We start from the raw sequence: 15,142 nt of genomic DNA on the forward strand, positions 1-15,142 counted from the left end.
CATCAGGGCAATTTCCTAGGCATTACTCACCCGTCCGCCGCTCGCCACCCAAGGAACAAGTTCCTCTGTGCTGCCGCTCGACTTGCATGTGTTAGGCCTGCCGCCAGCGTTCAATCTGAGCCATGATCAAACTCTTCAATTAAAGTTTTGTTGGTCCTAAGACCGGCTCAATGAATACTGACTTCAAAACTGCTCTTACTCGAAAGTAAAAAAGTAATTTTAAAGCTATTGTTGTTCCAACAGAACAACAATGAATTGACTGTGCCAAAATCAAGTAAACTTGATTCTGATTGGTCACTCAGTTCATTGATAAATCTTTTTTGATTATCATCAACGAGTGCCCACACAGATTGATAGGTTTACATTGTTAAAGAGCGTTCTTCTATGGCTTGCCGAGGCTTCCTTTGAAGAGGCGGCCATTCTAGCGAGATAATGAAAAGTGTCAAACACTTTATTAAATTATTTCGTCTTACTGATTTGACCTACTGATTGGCTGCTGGTTGGGCTTGAACCCTTACTGGCTGTGCCGTGTCAGTGAGGCGGCATTATAGAGATCGCCGTCACGTTGGCAACCCCTTTTTGCTGTTTTTTTTGATTTTCTATTTGTTCGAACAGAAAAAAGCCAAAAGACGCTAAAAATCGACTTTTTATTTACAATTTTTTAAAGTTATCACTAAAAAGAGATACTTTTTGCCAGTTTGTGTATTCAACTTCTTTTGAGGTATCAGTTTCACCGCCAGTCAATGACATGATGAAACGAATCATCACCTTATCGAAAAAGTGATAACGTGGATAGTAAAGAGCACCAGCGAAAACTCCGATTAGCTTGGGTTGCCATGCTGATTTACTGAGAAAGGTTTTAATATAGACACTTCCTTCTGGAGTATCTTTACCCTGCGCTTCTTTTCTTGCAGTTAAGTTGACACAAAAGAACGCCGCTTTAGCGAGTGCTAATTGCTCGGCATGTTTTTCTATAAATTGATAAAGCTTTTTATTTAAATGTCCGTAGCGAATAGAAGCACCAATTAAGACTCGATCGTAAAGAGCTAAATCAATATCCTCAATTTGATGTAAATCGGCAAGTTCGCAATCAAACTCAGAAAGTTCCTCTTTTATATAGTTAAGAATTTTCTTGGTTTGACCTTCACGGGAAGAATAGAGAAAAAGAGCTTTTTGCACGGGATATCCTTAACTGCGCCAAAACGTAGGGGTAAGCAGTATTAATAGTGTAAAAATTTCTAAGCGACCAAAGAGCATCGAAACAACCAATACCCATTTTGCACTGTCATTAACATCCGCAAAATGTACGGAGACTTGACCTAATCCAGGCCCTAAGTTATTCAATGTTGCAGCGACGGCAGAAAATGCACTCAGTTCATCCATCCCTGTTGCGATCAATGCCAACATACACGCCACGAAGACCAGTGCGTACGCTGAGAAAAATCCCCAAACCGCGTCAACAACTCGCTGTGAAAGAGCACTTCCGCCCACCTTAATCGTATACACGGCTCTTGGGTGGATAAGGCGTTTCATCTCACGAGCACCTTGTAAGGTAAGCAATAAGATACGGATCACTTTCATGCCACCGCCCGTAGAGCCAGCACACCCACCTATAAATGAAGAAAACAGCAATAATACAGGTAAGAATAACGGCCAATCTGCAAAACCTGTTGTGGTAAAGCCTGCCGTCGTCGAAATGGATACCGTTTGAAATAGCGCCTGATCAAAAGCGTCATAAAAAGAGTCGTAAGAATGGTGTTTGAGTAAAATCGAAAAGCAAACCGCAAACAAAATGACTTGTATAAGAGCGAAAGCTCTAAACTCTGGATCTTTAAGGTAATATTTTGGATGAACACCACCTGTCGCAAACGCCGCGTAATGGAGAGTAAAATTACAGGCTGAAATGAGCAAAAAAACAACCGTAATTAAATTGATCGCATAACTGTCAAAATACCCCATGCTTGCATCATGAGTCGAAAACCCACCAATAGCGATCGTAGAGAAGCTATGACAAATCGCATCAAATAGGGTCATCCCTGCTGCCCAAAAAGCAGTCGCGCAGGCAATCGTTAAGCTTAAATAGATGTACCAAAGTGCTTTGGCGGTTTCGGCGATTCTTGGAGTAACTTTAGTATCTTTGACCGGGCCCGGGATCTCCGCCCGATATAACTGCATTCCCCCAATTCCCAATACTGGCAAAATGGCCACCGCTAGAACGATGATCCCCATCCCACCAAACCATTGTAAAAACTGCCGATAGAACAAAATCGCTTTAGGTAATTCATCTAACCCAACAATGACGGTTGCTCCGGTGGTGGTTAATGCTGAAAACGATTCAAAAAACGCATCCGTCACCGATACATTAGGGTTATCCGCTAACCAAAATGGTAATGAACCCGCACTACCGATAACCGTCCAAAACAGTACAACGATCAAAAAACCGTCTCTGGCTTTCAATTCATGTCGATAGCGGCGGTTTGGAAACCAAAAAAAACCGCCACACATCAACAATACAAAAAAGGTCGTGACAAAAGGTACACCTGCACCATCGCGGTACAGCAAAGCCACCAGCGCAGGGGCAAGCATAGAGACACTAAATAGCGCGAGCAAAAGCCCGACGATACGAATAATAGATCGAATTTGCATTGCTTTTTCTGAAGCGAAGCTTCTGACTTCCTAATTATTTTTTATGGCGGTCACTACAGCTTTTGCACCGCTTTTATTAATGATAGTTTGAGTAAAGGCATCAAGATGGCGCAATTCTATCTCAACAAGAAATTTAACCTGTTCTTTATAATCGGCTTCGACTTCGAATGCTTCATACTGCGCGATGATGGATTGAGCAATCGGCACAAAACTGTAGTCTAACGTTAGGGATAATTTTGTGGTGATTTTTTTCTCAATAGTTTGAAGCTGCTTGAGTGCTTGTTGTACTCCGCCACCATAAGCTTTAACTAACCCCCCAGTGCCAAGACGAATCCCACCATAATAACGAGTGACGACGGCCGTTAACTCCCCGACACTCGATCCGGCTAGCTGCGCCAATATCGGTTTGCCCGCCGTCCCTGATGGCTCACCATCATCACTAAAACCCCACAACATCGAATCTTCCGGTCGTCCGGCAACAAAGCCCCAGCAGTTATGTCTGGCGTCGCTATGTTTTGTCTTTATTTGCGCAACGAAGGCTTTGGCAGCATCTACACTCGGAGTATGGGCCAAATAGGTAATAAAGAGGCTTTTTTTGATTTCCTCTTCAAATTGGGTGGGCAACGCTGGAATTAAATAAGGTTGTTCGTTCATGTGAAATCATAGATCGAGCGGATGGCAAGAGTGTAACACGTGCACTTAAAAAAGCAGCGCTGATCTCCATTCGCACTCAATGTTAAACAGTTGTTTAAAAAATGTATTGAAATTAAACAATCCTCAGGTCAAACTAAACCGACTGGTCAAACCAGAACCATTAATACAACAAAAACTCTCACACACGATCTTAAGGTTGTATGTCACGGAGATAGACAATGATTTACCAAGCCAACACCCTACAGGTAAAGGAATTACAAGATGGTATTGCGGAGTTGCGTTTCTGCTCCAAGGAGTCAGTGAACAAACTTGACCTTGCCACTCTTGAATCGCTCAACCATGCACTTGATGCCCTAAAAGCCCACCAAGGACTGAAAGGCCTTATTCTTACTTCCGATAAAGAATCTTTTATTGTCGGGGCTGATATCACTGAGTTTTTAGGTCTCTTTGCTAAACCTGCGCAAGAACTCGACCAATGGCTGCAATTTGCCAATAGCATTTTCAACAAACTAGAAGATCTACCCGTTCCGACACTAGCCGCTTTAACAGGGCACGCGCTAGGCGGTGGATGTGAGTGTGTACTCGCTACCGATTTCCGTATTGGTGACGCGACCACCAGCATAGGATTACCGGAAACAAAGCTTGGTATTATGCCGGGGTTCGGTGGCTGTGTGCGTCTGCCTCGTGTAATTGGTGCCGACAATGCTATGGAAGTGATCACTCAAGGCAAAGCATGTCGTGCTGAAGAAGCCCTTAAAATTGGGCTGCTCGATGCGATTGTTGATAGCGACAAACTGCTTGAGTCAGCACTCAAAACCATCACATCGGCCATCAATGAAACCGTTGATTGGAAAATGCGTCGCCAGCAAAAAATGTCCGCGCTGACACTCAGCAAATTAGAAGCCATGATGAGCTTCACCATGGCCAAAGGCTTGGTTGCACAGCATGCCGGACCTCATTATCCAGCGCCAATAACCACTGTTATTGCAATAGAAGAAGCCGCGCGCTGTAGCCGTGATGAAGCATTGGCCATTGAGCGTAAACACTTCGTTAAGCTCGCTCATTCTGAAGCGGCTAAATCCTTGGTCGGTTTATTCCTCAACGACCAATATATTAAAGCACTGGCAAAAAAAGCGGCTAAATCAGCCAATAAAGAAACCGGACGAGCGGCGGTACTTGGTGCGGGGATCATGGGCGGCGGCATTGCTTATCAATCGGCAGTAAAAGGCGTGCCTGTTTTGATGAAAGATATTGCTCAATCGTCCCTTAATTTAGGTATGACCGAGGCATCTAAGTTACTTAACAAGCAGCTAGAGCGCGGAAAAATTGATGGTTTTAAAATGGCCAGTGTGCTGGCATCGATTACGCCTAGCCTGCATTATGCGGGGATTGAGCAAGCGGATGTGATTGTTGAAGCTGTGGTTGAAAACCCGAAAATCAAAGCCGCGGTACTAAGTGAAGTCGAAGCCAATGTTGGTGAGGATGCGGTTATCACCTCGAACACCTCAACCATTCCAATCAACCTACTGGCCAAATCACTCAAACGTCCAGAAAACTTCTGTGGTATGCACTTTTTTAACCCAGTACATCGTATGCCATTGGTGGAAATTATTCGTGGTGAACACACTTCCGATGAAACCATCAATCGAGTTGTCGCTTACGCGGCCAAAATGGGTAAATCCCCCATCGTGGTCAATGACTGCCCTGGGTTCTTCGTAAACCGCGTACTTTTCCCTTACTTTGGTGGCTTTAGTTTATTACTGCGCGATGGCGCTGATTTCACTCAAATCGATAAAGTGATGGAACGTAAGTTTGGTTGGCCAATGGGCCCAGCTTATCTTCTAGATGTGGTCGGTATTGATACCGCTCACCATGCACAAGCAGTAATGGCACAAGGTTTCCCTGAACGTATGGGCAAACAGGGCCGCGATGCTATTGATGCACTGTTTGACGCCAATAAATATGGCCAGAAAAATGGCAGCGGTTTCTATCAATACACTTTAGATAAGAAAGGCAAACCGAAGAAAACTTTCTCTGAAGAGGTTCTCACTGTTCTTAACGTAGAATGTGGTGATAAACGTACTTTTGATGATCAAACCATCATTGAACGCATGATGATTCCGATGATCAATGAAGTGGCACTCTGTTTAGAAGAGAAGATCATCGCCTCCCCCCAAGAAGCTGATATGGCGTTGGTGTACGGCTTGGGGTTCCCTCCTTTTAGAGGCGGCGTATTCCGCTATCTCGATAGTCTTGGCTTACAAAACTACGTTGCAATGGCAAGCCAATACCAAGCATTGGGCGCGATGTATCATGTACCTCAACTGCTGCTTGATATGGCAGAAAAAGGCGAGACCTTCTACGGTGCTCAACAAGCAAGTTCTATCTAAGGAGAGATGTCCAAATGACTTCACATAAGAGAAATGTCGTAATTGTTGATTGCCTACGCACCCCGATGGGTCGTTCAAAAGGTGGGGCATTTCGTCATACTCGTGCGGAAGATTTATCTGCACATCTGATGAAAGGCATTTTAGCCCGTAATCCACAAGTCAACCCAAAAGAGATCGAAGATATCTACTGGGGTTGTGTGCAACAAACCTTAGAACAAGGCTTTAACGTCGCGCGTAATGCAGCACTGTTAGCTGGCTTGCCGATTGAAATTGGTGCCGTCACCGTTAACCGTTTATGTGGTTCATCAATGCAAGCACTGCATGATGCCACCCGCGCCATTATGGTTGGTGATGCTGAAATCTGCCTTGTGGGCGGCGTTGAGCATATGGGGCACGTACCGATGAACCATGGCGTTGATTTCCATCCCGGCATGTCAAAAACCGTTGCCAAAGCTGCGGGGATGATGGGGTTAACGGCTGAGATGTTAGGTAAAATGCACGGCATTAGCCGTGAGCAACAAGATGCCTTTGCCGCTCGTTCGCATCAACGCGCTTACGCAGCAACCGTTGAAGGCCGCTTCAAAAATGAAATCCTCCCCACTGAAGCTCATGCCGAAGATGGTACTCTGTTCACGCTCGATTTTGATGAAGTGATCCGCCCGGAAACCACTGTTGAGGGGCTAGCACAGTTGCGTCCTGTTTTTGACCCAGCCAATGGTACTGTAACGGCAGGCACCTCATCGGCTCTGTCCGATGGCGCATCGGCGATGTTGATCATGAGCGAAGAGAAAGCCAATGCGCTTGGCTTAAAGATTCGTGCGCGTGTGAAATCAATGGCCGTCGCTGGTTGCGATCCTTCAATTATGGGTTATGGGCCTGTACCTGCGACTCACAAGGCGCTAAAACGTGCAGGCCTAACCATGCAAGATATGGATGTGATTGAGTTAAACGAAGCGTTTGCGGCTCAATCTCTACCTTGCGCGAAAGATCTCGGTTTACTTGATGTGGTCGATGAGAAGGTCAACCTGAATGGAGGAGCAATCGCATTGGGCCACCCTCTCGGGTGTTCTGGCACGCGCATCTCGACCACACTAATTAACTTGATGGAAGCGAAAGACGCCAAATATGGTTTAGCAACTATGTGCATTGGTTTAGGCCAAGGCATTGCGACCATTTTTGAGCGCCCATAACCATTCAGTTTTCCCTCTCACTGAAGAGTCTTTTAAGAGCCAGCAATGCTGGCTCTTCTTATTAGGTTATTTAGCTTGAAGCCAATCACGATAAAGTTGATCGCTACTGCCCAGATAATTTACCATCCACTCGATCAATTTATGATTATCATCTTTGCGCCATACTAAACAGCATTGACTAAGCAGTTTATCAACGGTGAGAACCCGTTCAACCAACCCACCATCAACAATCAAAGGTTGTGCAATGTGTCTTGGCATGTAGCCCACACCGACTTCATTTTTTAAGCATTCAATCGCACTATACCAATTCGGTAAAAGTAAGCGCCGTTGCTGCGGGTAGTGATCCGTATGCCGCTTGGGTAATACACTTGACGTGTCATCCAAACAAATCGCCGGGAACTGACTGACAAAATCTTCGCTTAAATAGGGCTCTTGAGCACAAGGGTGATGAGGAGACATTACAAATGCCCAATCCAACACACCCATGTCACGCACTTCAAAATCACCACCGACAGGAATCGCAGAGGTTGCACCAATCACAATGTCAGCTCGACCTTGCGCAATAGCTTCCCATGAGCCATTAAACACTTCCATGTTGATTTGCAGCTCAGCAAACTCAAACGTGCGATAAAAATCTTCCACCAGCGGTTTCATTTTGTCGAGTTTAACCACGTTATCAAGCGTCAATTTTAGCGTTTTCTGCCAACCATGCGCCGCGCGTTTAGTTTGTGAACGAATCTCTTCCATCTGCCTAAGCAATTGGCGAGCCTCCACCATAAACAGCTCACCAGCGGGCGTCAGTTCCACCTTTCTAGGTAAACGGCGAAACAGCAGCACATCCAAATCTTGTTCGACTTGGCGAACGCCGTAGCTGATCGCTGACGGCACTTTATGCAAAACTTCCGCAGCGGCGGTAAAACTACCCAACCGTGCGACAGTATCAAGCATTTCTAATGAGGATTTAGAAAACATAAGCCTTCAATTTTTTTGATGAATAACCAACAAATTTAGCGTTTCATTTAATATTAAACGAAAAATAGAATAGATGAGTAGATAAATTAAGGTTGGCATAGATTAATGCTGGCCAAATATTGATTAATTTTTTTGAATGGTAATAAAAATGAAAGCATCAAAATTACAGTTGCTGTACTTAGCCGCGCTCTCTATGCTTGGCTTCATTGCCACAGACATGTACCTCCCGGCCTTTAAAGCGATGGAAATGGACTTTGCCACAGGGCCAGAGCAAATAGCCTTGTCTCTCACCGTTTTTCTGGTCGGTATGGCATTAGGTCAACTGGTGTGGGGCTTAGCTTCCGATAAATATGGTCACCGTAACACTTTAGCGGCTGGCCTAGTTCTCTTCACGTTGGCATCATTTGGTTTAGCTTTTAGCGAGCAGGTGTGGCAATTATTAGCGTTGCGCTTTGTGCAAGCTTTAGGGGTGTGTGCTCCCGCAGTGATCTGGCAAGCAATGGTAATTCAACGCTACCCAGCTAAAACAAGCCAGCAAATATTCGCCACCATCATGCCTTTGGTCGCGCTTTCACCCGCGCTTGCACCTCAATTAGGCGTCTTACTGGCCGATAACTTTGGTTGGCACAGTATTTTTGTGACATTGACATTAATGGGCGTTGCGCTTGTAGCCTGTACTTTTGCTCAAAAAAATGAACAATCACAACCCAAACAAACCTCAATTAAGCAAGATATCAAAGCTCTGCTCAGCACTAAAACCTACTTGGGTAATGTGATGATGTTTGCTTGTGCTTCTGCGGCCTTCTTTGCTTACTTGACTGGGATGCCAGAGATTATGGCACGCCTTGGTTATGCCGCTAAAGATATCGGTTTGAGTTTCATTCCTCAAACGATCGCTTTCATGGTTGGTGGCTACTTAGGTAAGGTGGGAGTGAATAAATTTGGTGACGAAAAAGTGCTCAAGCAGTTGATTGGCCTCTTCAGCGTTGCCACTTTATTAGTATTCATTGCATCACAGTGGCAACTGACCTCAATTTGGCCAATTTTGGCACCGTTTTGCTTAATAGCAGTTGCCAACGGAGCGCTTTACCCTATCGTGGTGAACCGCGCACTATCGAGTGCCAAACAAAGCCCAGCAACTGCAGCGGGTTTACAAAATAGCTTACAAATCTGCGTTAGTAGTTTAGCCAGCGCATTGGTCGCAACGTTGGCCAGCCAAGCACAAATGGTGACGGGTATTGCAATTATGATTTGTATGGGCGGGCTATGGATTGGTTATATCGTCTCGAACCGCGAACTTTCTCAACACTTCACCGCACCAGATAATGCACGCGTAGTCAGCGATGAAGAGTAAGTCTTTTAATAAGAACTGATAAAAAGCCGCTCATTATAAGCGGCTTTTTAATCGTTCATTTGTTAGCTACGCTTAACAGGACGCTTCCAACCATTGATTTTGCGCTCTTTCGCGCGAGTGATGACTAACTCACCTTCAGCAACGTTACTGCTTAGCGTAGTGCCAGCACCAATCGTTGCACCATTGGCGATCGTTACAGGAGCAATCAACTGGCTGTCTGAACCGACAAACACATCATCACCAATTGTGGTTTTGAATTTATTGACACCATCGTAATTACAAGTAATAACGCCAGCTCCGACATTAACACGCTGGCCAATTTCAGCATCACCAAGATAAGTTAAGTGATTAGCTTTTGAACCTTCACCCAAACGAGTATTTTTTACTTCCACGAAGTTACCTACGTGCGCATCATTACGCAGTTCAGCACCAGGACGTAAACGGGTAAAAGGCCCAACGGTACAGTTTTCTGCAACGGTTGCCCCTTCAATGACGCTGTATGGGCGGATCACTGTGTTGTCATCAATTTCGCAATCTTTAAGCACGCAACCCATGCCGATAATTACGTTATCACCCAAAGAGACATTTCCTTCGATGATGACGTTTGCATCAATCTCAACATCCATCCCACACTGTAATTCACCACGCAGATCAAAACGCGTAGGATCACGTAGCATCACACCTTGTTCTAATAGCTTTTTCGCTTGTGTTGCTTGATAAGCACGCTCTAAACGAGCCAGTTGAGCGCGATCATTTACTCCTTCCACTTCAATAGAGCTGGCAGGATGAACAGCCTCAACTGCGCGGCCTTCATTGTGCGCTGCAGCGATAACATCTGTCAGATAATATTCGCCTTGCGCGTTCTCATTACTTAAGCCTGACAACCAGCGTTTGAGATCGCGCCCCGTTGCCACCATCACGCCCGTATTGATCTCTTTAATTAACTTTTGCTCATCGGTGGCATCTTTTTGTTCAACAATCGCCACCACTGGGCCATGCTTACGCACGATACGGCCATAACCGGTTGGGTTATCCAGTACCACTGTCAGCAAGGCTATCCCATCATTAGGTTGTGCATCTAACAAGCTTTCCACGGTTTCTTCCGAGATCAATGGAACATCACCGTACAACACGAGGATCTTCTCATCGTCTTGGAAATGAGGCGAGGCTTGATCAACGGCATGGCCAGTTCCTAATTGATCCGCTTGCAGCACCCAGTTAACCGACTCTTCGGCAAGCGCTTGCTGCATTTGCTCACCACCATGACCATAAACCAAGTGGATATTCTGCGCACCTAAGCTATTGCACGTATCAATTACGTGTTTCACCATTGGCTTACCCGCCAGTGTGTGCAGCACTTTAGGCATATTAGAATACATTCGAGTACCTTTACCTGCTGCGAGAATCACTGCGCTAAATTTCATTGACAACCTATTGACGTTTAAAAAGTTAAGCCGCATTTTAGCGGTAATTAAAGAGATAGTTAATTTAACTAAATAATTTTCTGTTAAAAAATAAGCAAAAAGGCGACCTATAGGTCGCCTTTTTACATCACGTCTTAATTATAAAACACATTAACGACGTTTTTTGGTCAGCTCGATAACTCGTAACTGAGCCATGGCTTTAGCCAGTTCACTGGCCGCTTGTGCGAAGTTCATATCGCCATGCTGATTTGAAATATTTTCTTCAGCTTTGCGTTTGGCTTCTTCTGCCTTAGCTGCGTCTAGTTCTTCACCACGAATTGCCGTATCAGCCAGTACTGTAGCAGTACCCGGTTGCACTTCGACAATACCACCCGAAACATAAATAATTTCTTCGTGGCCGTGTAGCTTAACGATACGCACCATACCAGGCTTAATAGCGGTCAGCAGCGGTGTGTGACCATGGAAAATTCCCAGTTCACCTTCGCTACCGGTCACCTGAAACGTTTCGACTTGGCCAGAGAAGATTTTCTTCTCTGCACTGACGACGTCTAGGTGAAAGGTTATTGCTGCCATATCGCCTCCTAGTTAGCCTTATAGCTTCTTAGCATTCTCAATCGCATCGTCGATAGTACCGCAGTACATAAACGCTTGCTCTGGAATGTCATCGTATTCACCAGATAGAAGACCTTTGAAGCCACGTAGCGTCTCTTTTAGAGGTACGTAAACACCAGGGTCACCTGTAAATACTTCAGCTACGTGATAAGGCTGAGTTAGAAAACGTTCAATCTTACGTGCACGTGATACAACTTGCTTATCCGATTCAGACAACTCGTCCATACCCAAGATCGCAATGATGTCTTTCAGCTCTTTGTAGCGCTGAAGCGTCTGCTGAACGCCACGAGCGATGTCGTAGTGCTCTTGACCTACGACGAGTGGGTCTAGCTGACGAGACGTTGAATCGAGTGGGTCGATCGCTGGGTATAGGCCCATTGCTGCGATGTTACGGTTAAGTACAACCGTTGCATCCAAGTGCGCGAACGTTGTGGCTGGAGACGGGTCCGTCAAGTCATCTGCTGGTACATATACCGCCTGTACAGACGTGATAGAACCTTGCTTAGTTGACGTAATACGCTCCTGAAGCACACCCATCTCTTCTGCAAGAGTAGGTTGGTAACCTACCGCTGAAGGCATACGACCTAGCAGTGCTGATACTTCCGTACCGGCAAGCGTGTAACGGTAGATGTTATCGATGAACAGAAGTACGTCACGACCTTCGTCACGGAAACGTTCTGCCATTGTCAAACCCGTCAGTGCAACACGTAGACGGTTGCCTGGTGGCTCGTTCATCTGTCCGTAAACCATCGCTACTTTTGATTTTTCAGGCTCTTCGATGTTTACAACACCTGCTTCCTGCATCTCATAGTAGAAATCGTTACCTTCACGAGTACGTTCACCAACACCCGCAAATACTGAAAGACCTGAGTGTTGCAGTGCGATGTTGTTGATAAGTTCCATCATGTTAACGGTCTTACCTACACCTGCACCACCAAATAGACCGATTTTACCACCCTTAGAGAATGGACAAACCAAATCGATTACTTTTACACCGGTTTCAAGAAGAGCAGTTTCGTTTGATTGCTCTTCATAGCTTGGAGCTGGACGGTGGATAGAGTAAAGCTCTTCCGCACCGATTTCACCACGCTCATCAATCGCATCACCAAGCACGTTCATGATACGACCTAAAGTCTTAATACCGACTGGTACTGAAATTGGAGCGCCAGTATTTTCAACTACCAAACCACGACGTAAACCATCAGAGCTACCCATTACGATTGCGCGAATCACGCCACCGCCAAGCTGCTGTTGAACTTCAAGAACGAGACGTTCTTTTGAATCCACAACATTCAGAGCATCGTAAACACTTGGTACTTCGCCCTGTGGGAACTCTACGTCGACTACCGCACCGATGATCTGTACGATCTTACCTGTAGCCATCGTTAATCCTCTAAACTGTTTGTTTTACCTAAGCTTAAACCGCTGCTGCACCAGAAACGATTTCCGATAGTTCTTGTGTAATCGCCGCCTGACGGGCTTTGTTATACACAAGCTGTAAATCATCAATCAAGTTGCTTGCGTTATCGGTAGCTGCTTTCATCGCAATCATTCGAGCAGCTTGCTCACAAGCAAGATTCTCAACCACACCCTGATAAACCTGAGACTCTACATAACGCAGCAATAGTGCATCGAGTAGAGGCTTTGGTTCAGGCTCATAGATGTAGTCCCAAGAATGTTCGCGTTTCATCTCTTCGCTATTCGATCTAGGCAAAGGTAGTAATTGATCGATCGTTGGTTCTTGAACCATAGTATTCACAAATTTGTTGAACACTACGTATAGGCGATCCAACTCACCTGCATCATATTTCTTCAGCATAACACCAACGGAACCGATCAAATCTTCCAAGGTTGGGCTATCGCCCAAACCAGAGACTTGAGCAGCGACTTTAGCGCCACTGTTTCTAAAGAAAGCCGTTGCCTTTGAGCCCACAATTGCAAGCTCAACCTCAGCACCTTTCTCCGACCAATCTTTCATGTCATGCAGGGCTTTTTTGAACAAATTGACGTTCAAACCACCACACAAACCACGGTCTGTTGAAATAATGATGTAACCAACACGTTTGGCTTCGCGCTCTTCTAGATAAGGATGACGATATTCTAGATTTGCACTCGCCACATGACCGATCACTTTACGCATTGTTTCAGCGTATGGACGAGAAGCTTCCATGCCGTCTTGCGAACGACGCATTTTTGAAGCTGCTACCATTTCCATCGCTTTCGTAATTTTCTGCGTGCTTTTAACACTACCGATTTTATTACGTATCTCTTTTGCGCCGGCCATCGTTTTACTCTCTTTTAAGGTAATCCGTTATTGGTCAGTGGTGACCCTAAGGTCACCCACCAATTACCAGGTCTGGGTTGCCTTGAAATCGTCAACCAGTTTTTTAAACTGAGCTTCGATTTCATCGTTATAAGCACCCGATTTGTCGATATCTTTTACAAGATCAACATATTGACCACGAGCATACGACAGTAGAGCAGATTCAAAATCAGCCAGTTTATTCAACGCAACATCATTTAAATAACCACGCTCTGCCGCAAAGATAACCAACGCTTGGTCAAACACAGACATCGGAGCATATTGTTTCTGCTTCATCAGCTCTGTTACTTTCTGACCATGGTTTAGCTGTCTCTTCGTCGCTTCATCAAGATCTGACGAGAACTGAGCAAATGCAGCAAGTTCACGGTACTGTGCAAGCGCGGTACGGATACCACCTGACAGTTTCTTGATGATTTTCGTCTGAGCGGCACCACCTACACGAGATACTGAAATACCAGGGTCAACGGCTGGGCGAACACCCGCGTTGAATAGTTCAGTTTGTAGGAAGATCTGACCATCGGTAATCGAGATTACGTTAGTCGGTACGAATGCTGAAACGTCACCCGCTTGTGTTTCAATGATAGGTAGCGCGGTTAAAGAACCGGTTTTACCTTTCACTTCACCCTTAGTGAAACGTTCTACATACTCTTCGCTGACACGAGCAGCACGCTCAAGTAGACGAGAGTGGAGATAGAAAACGTCACCTGGGAATGCTTCACGGCCTGGTGGGCGTTTGAGTAGTAGTGAGATCTGACGGTAAGCAACCGCTTGTTTAGATAAATCATCATAAACAATCAGTGCATCTTCACCGCGATCGCGGAAGTATTCACCCATTGCACAACCTGCATATGGCGCAAGATATTGCAATGCCGCGGATTCAGAAGCCGATGCAACAACCACAACTGTGTTTGCAAGCGCGCCGTGCTCTTCTAATTTGCGTACTACGTTAGCGATAGTTGAGGCTTTTTGGCCAATCGCAACATAGATAGAGTAAATACCGGAATCTTTTTGGTTAATGATTGCGTCGATCGCCATGGCTGTTTTACCAGTTTGACGGTCACCGATGATAAGTTCACGTTGGCCACGACCGATTGGGATCATAGAGTCAACTGACTTATAGCCGGTTTGTACTGGTTGATCGACTGATTTACGGTCGATTACACCAGGTGCAATCATTTCAACAGGTGAAGACAATTTCGCTTCGATAGGACCTTTACCATCGATAGGCTGACCGAGTGTATTCACTACGCGACCTAACAATTCAGGACCAACTGGCACTTCAAGAATACGACCAGAACCTGTTACTTTCATGCCTTCCTTAAGGTCAGCATATGGGCCCATGACAACCGCACCAACCGAGTCACGCTCAAGGTTAAGTGCAAGTGCATAACGGCCACTCGGTAATTCAATCATTTCACCTTGCATCACGTCCGCTAGGCCGTGAATGCGAATGATACCATCGCTTACCGATACGATAGTACCTTCATTGCGAGCTTCACTAACAACGTCGAAAGATTCGATACGTTGTTTAATTAGATCGCTAATTTCCGTGGAATTAAGTTGCATGCTCCAATCCC

At 45.4% G+C, this 15,142-nt stretch carries 12 protein-coding genes and 1 rRNA gene; 3 read left to right on the plus strand and 10 right to left on the minus strand.

What is annotated here, in order from left to right:
• The 4 genes from AACT42_RS00005 to AACT42_RS00020 form a co-directional block, all read right to left on the minus strand.
• Positions 1-142, minus strand: a 16S ribosomal RNA gene (locus AACT42_RS00005); the annotation flags it as partial.
• A 509-nt stretch (positions 143-651) separates the two neighbouring features.
• Positions 652-1,179, minus strand: a complete 528-nt coding sequence (gene hemG / locus AACT42_RS00010; protein ID WP_013855605.1) for a menaquinone-dependent protoporphyrinogen IX dehydrogenase — start codon at positions 1,177-1,179, stop codon at positions 652-654.
• A 9-nt stretch (positions 1,180-1,188) separates the two neighbouring features.
• Positions 1,189-2,646: a TrkH family potassium uptake protein gene (locus AACT42_RS00015; RefSeq protein ID WP_017046377.1), complete on the minus strand. Its 1,458-nt coding sequence runs from the start codon at positions 2,644-2,646 to the stop codon at positions 1,189-1,191.
• Positions 2,647-2,676: 30 nt separating this feature from the next.
• Positions 2,677-3,300: a YigZ family protein gene (locus tag AACT42_RS00020; RefSeq protein ID WP_094133260.1), complete on the minus strand. Its 624-nt coding sequence runs from the start codon at positions 3,298-3,300 to the stop codon at positions 2,677-2,679.
• A gap of 218 nt (positions 3,301-3,518) precedes the next feature.
• Here AACT42_RS00020 and fadB point away from each other — a divergent pair, with 218 nt between their 5' ends.
• Together fadB and fadA are read left to right on the plus strand one after the other, a co-directional pair.
• Complete coding sequence (gene fadB / locus AACT42_RS00025) at positions 3,519-5,690, plus strand: fatty acid oxidation complex subunit alpha FadB (protein ID WP_094133259.1); 2,172 nt, start codon at positions 3,519-3,521, stop codon at positions 5,688-5,690.
• A 14-nt stretch (positions 5,691-5,704) separates the two neighbouring features.
• Positions 5,705-6,880 carry an acetyl-CoA C-acyltransferase FadA gene (fadA, locus tag AACT42_RS00030; RefSeq protein ID WP_094133258.1) on the plus strand — a complete coding sequence of 392 codons (1,176 nt, stop codon included), beginning with the start codon at positions 5,705-5,707 and terminating at the stop codon, positions 6,878-6,880.
• A 66-nt stretch (positions 6,881-6,946) separates the two neighbouring features.
• Here fadA and punR read toward each other — a convergent pair whose 3' ends face one another.
• Positions 6,947-7,852 carry a DNA-binding transcriptional activator PunR gene (gene punR / locus AACT42_RS00035; RefSeq protein WP_017046374.1) on the minus strand — a complete coding sequence of 302 codons (906 nt, stop codon included), beginning with the start codon at positions 7,850-7,852 and terminating at the stop codon, positions 6,947-6,949.
• Between the two features lie 148 nt (positions 7,853-8,000).
• On the opposite strand from punR, the gene punC reads away from it, so the two are divergent.
• Complete coding sequence (punC, locus tag AACT42_RS00040) at positions 8,001-9,206, plus strand: purine nucleoside transporter PunC (RefSeq protein WP_026027660.1); 1,206 nt, start codon at positions 8,001-8,003, stop codon at positions 9,204-9,206.
• Between the two features lie 62 nt (positions 9,207-9,268).
• Here the strand turns inward: punC and glmU are convergent, their stop codons facing one another.
• The 5 genes from glmU to atpA form a co-directional block, all read right to left on the minus strand.
• Positions 9,269-10,630, minus strand: coding sequence for a bifunctional UDP-N-acetylglucosamine diphosphorylase/glucosamine-1-phosphate N-acetyltransferase GlmU (glmU, locus tag AACT42_RS00045; RefSeq protein ID WP_026029111.1), 1,362 nt, complete (start codon positions 10,628-10,630; stop codon positions 9,269-9,271).
• A gap of 150 nt (positions 10,631-10,780) precedes the next feature.
• Positions 10,781-11,203 carry a F0F1 ATP synthase subunit epsilon gene (locus AACT42_RS00050; protein WP_013855597.1) on the minus strand — a complete coding sequence of 141 codons (423 nt, stop codon included), beginning with the start codon at positions 11,201-11,203 and terminating at the stop codon, positions 10,781-10,783.
• A gap of 18 nt (positions 11,204-11,221) precedes the next feature.
• Positions 11,222-12,625 carry a F0F1 ATP synthase subunit beta gene (atpD, locus tag AACT42_RS00055; protein ID WP_010319968.1) on the minus strand — a complete coding sequence of 468 codons (1,404 nt, stop codon included), beginning with the start codon at positions 12,623-12,625 and terminating at the stop codon, positions 11,222-11,224.
• A 34-nt stretch (positions 12,626-12,659) separates the two neighbouring features.
• Positions 12,660-13,526, minus strand: coding sequence for a F0F1 ATP synthase subunit gamma (gene atpG / locus AACT42_RS00060; RefSeq protein WP_013855594.1), 867 nt, complete (start codon positions 13,524-13,526; stop codon positions 12,660-12,662).
• A 63-nt stretch (positions 13,527-13,589) separates the two neighbouring features.
• Entirely contained in the window at positions 13,590-15,131 is a 1,542-nt protein-coding gene (gene atpA / locus AACT42_RS00065; RefSeq protein ID WP_026027662.1) for a F0F1 ATP synthase subunit alpha, read from the minus strand.
• Between the last annotated feature and the right edge of the window lie 11 nt (positions 15,132-15,142).

Origin of the sequence: Vibrio sp. V15_P4S5T153 (assembly GCF_963874485.1) — a bacterium.
GTDB lineage: Bacteria > Pseudomonadota > Gammaproteobacteria > Enterobacterales > Vibrionaceae > Vibrio > Vibrio anguillarum.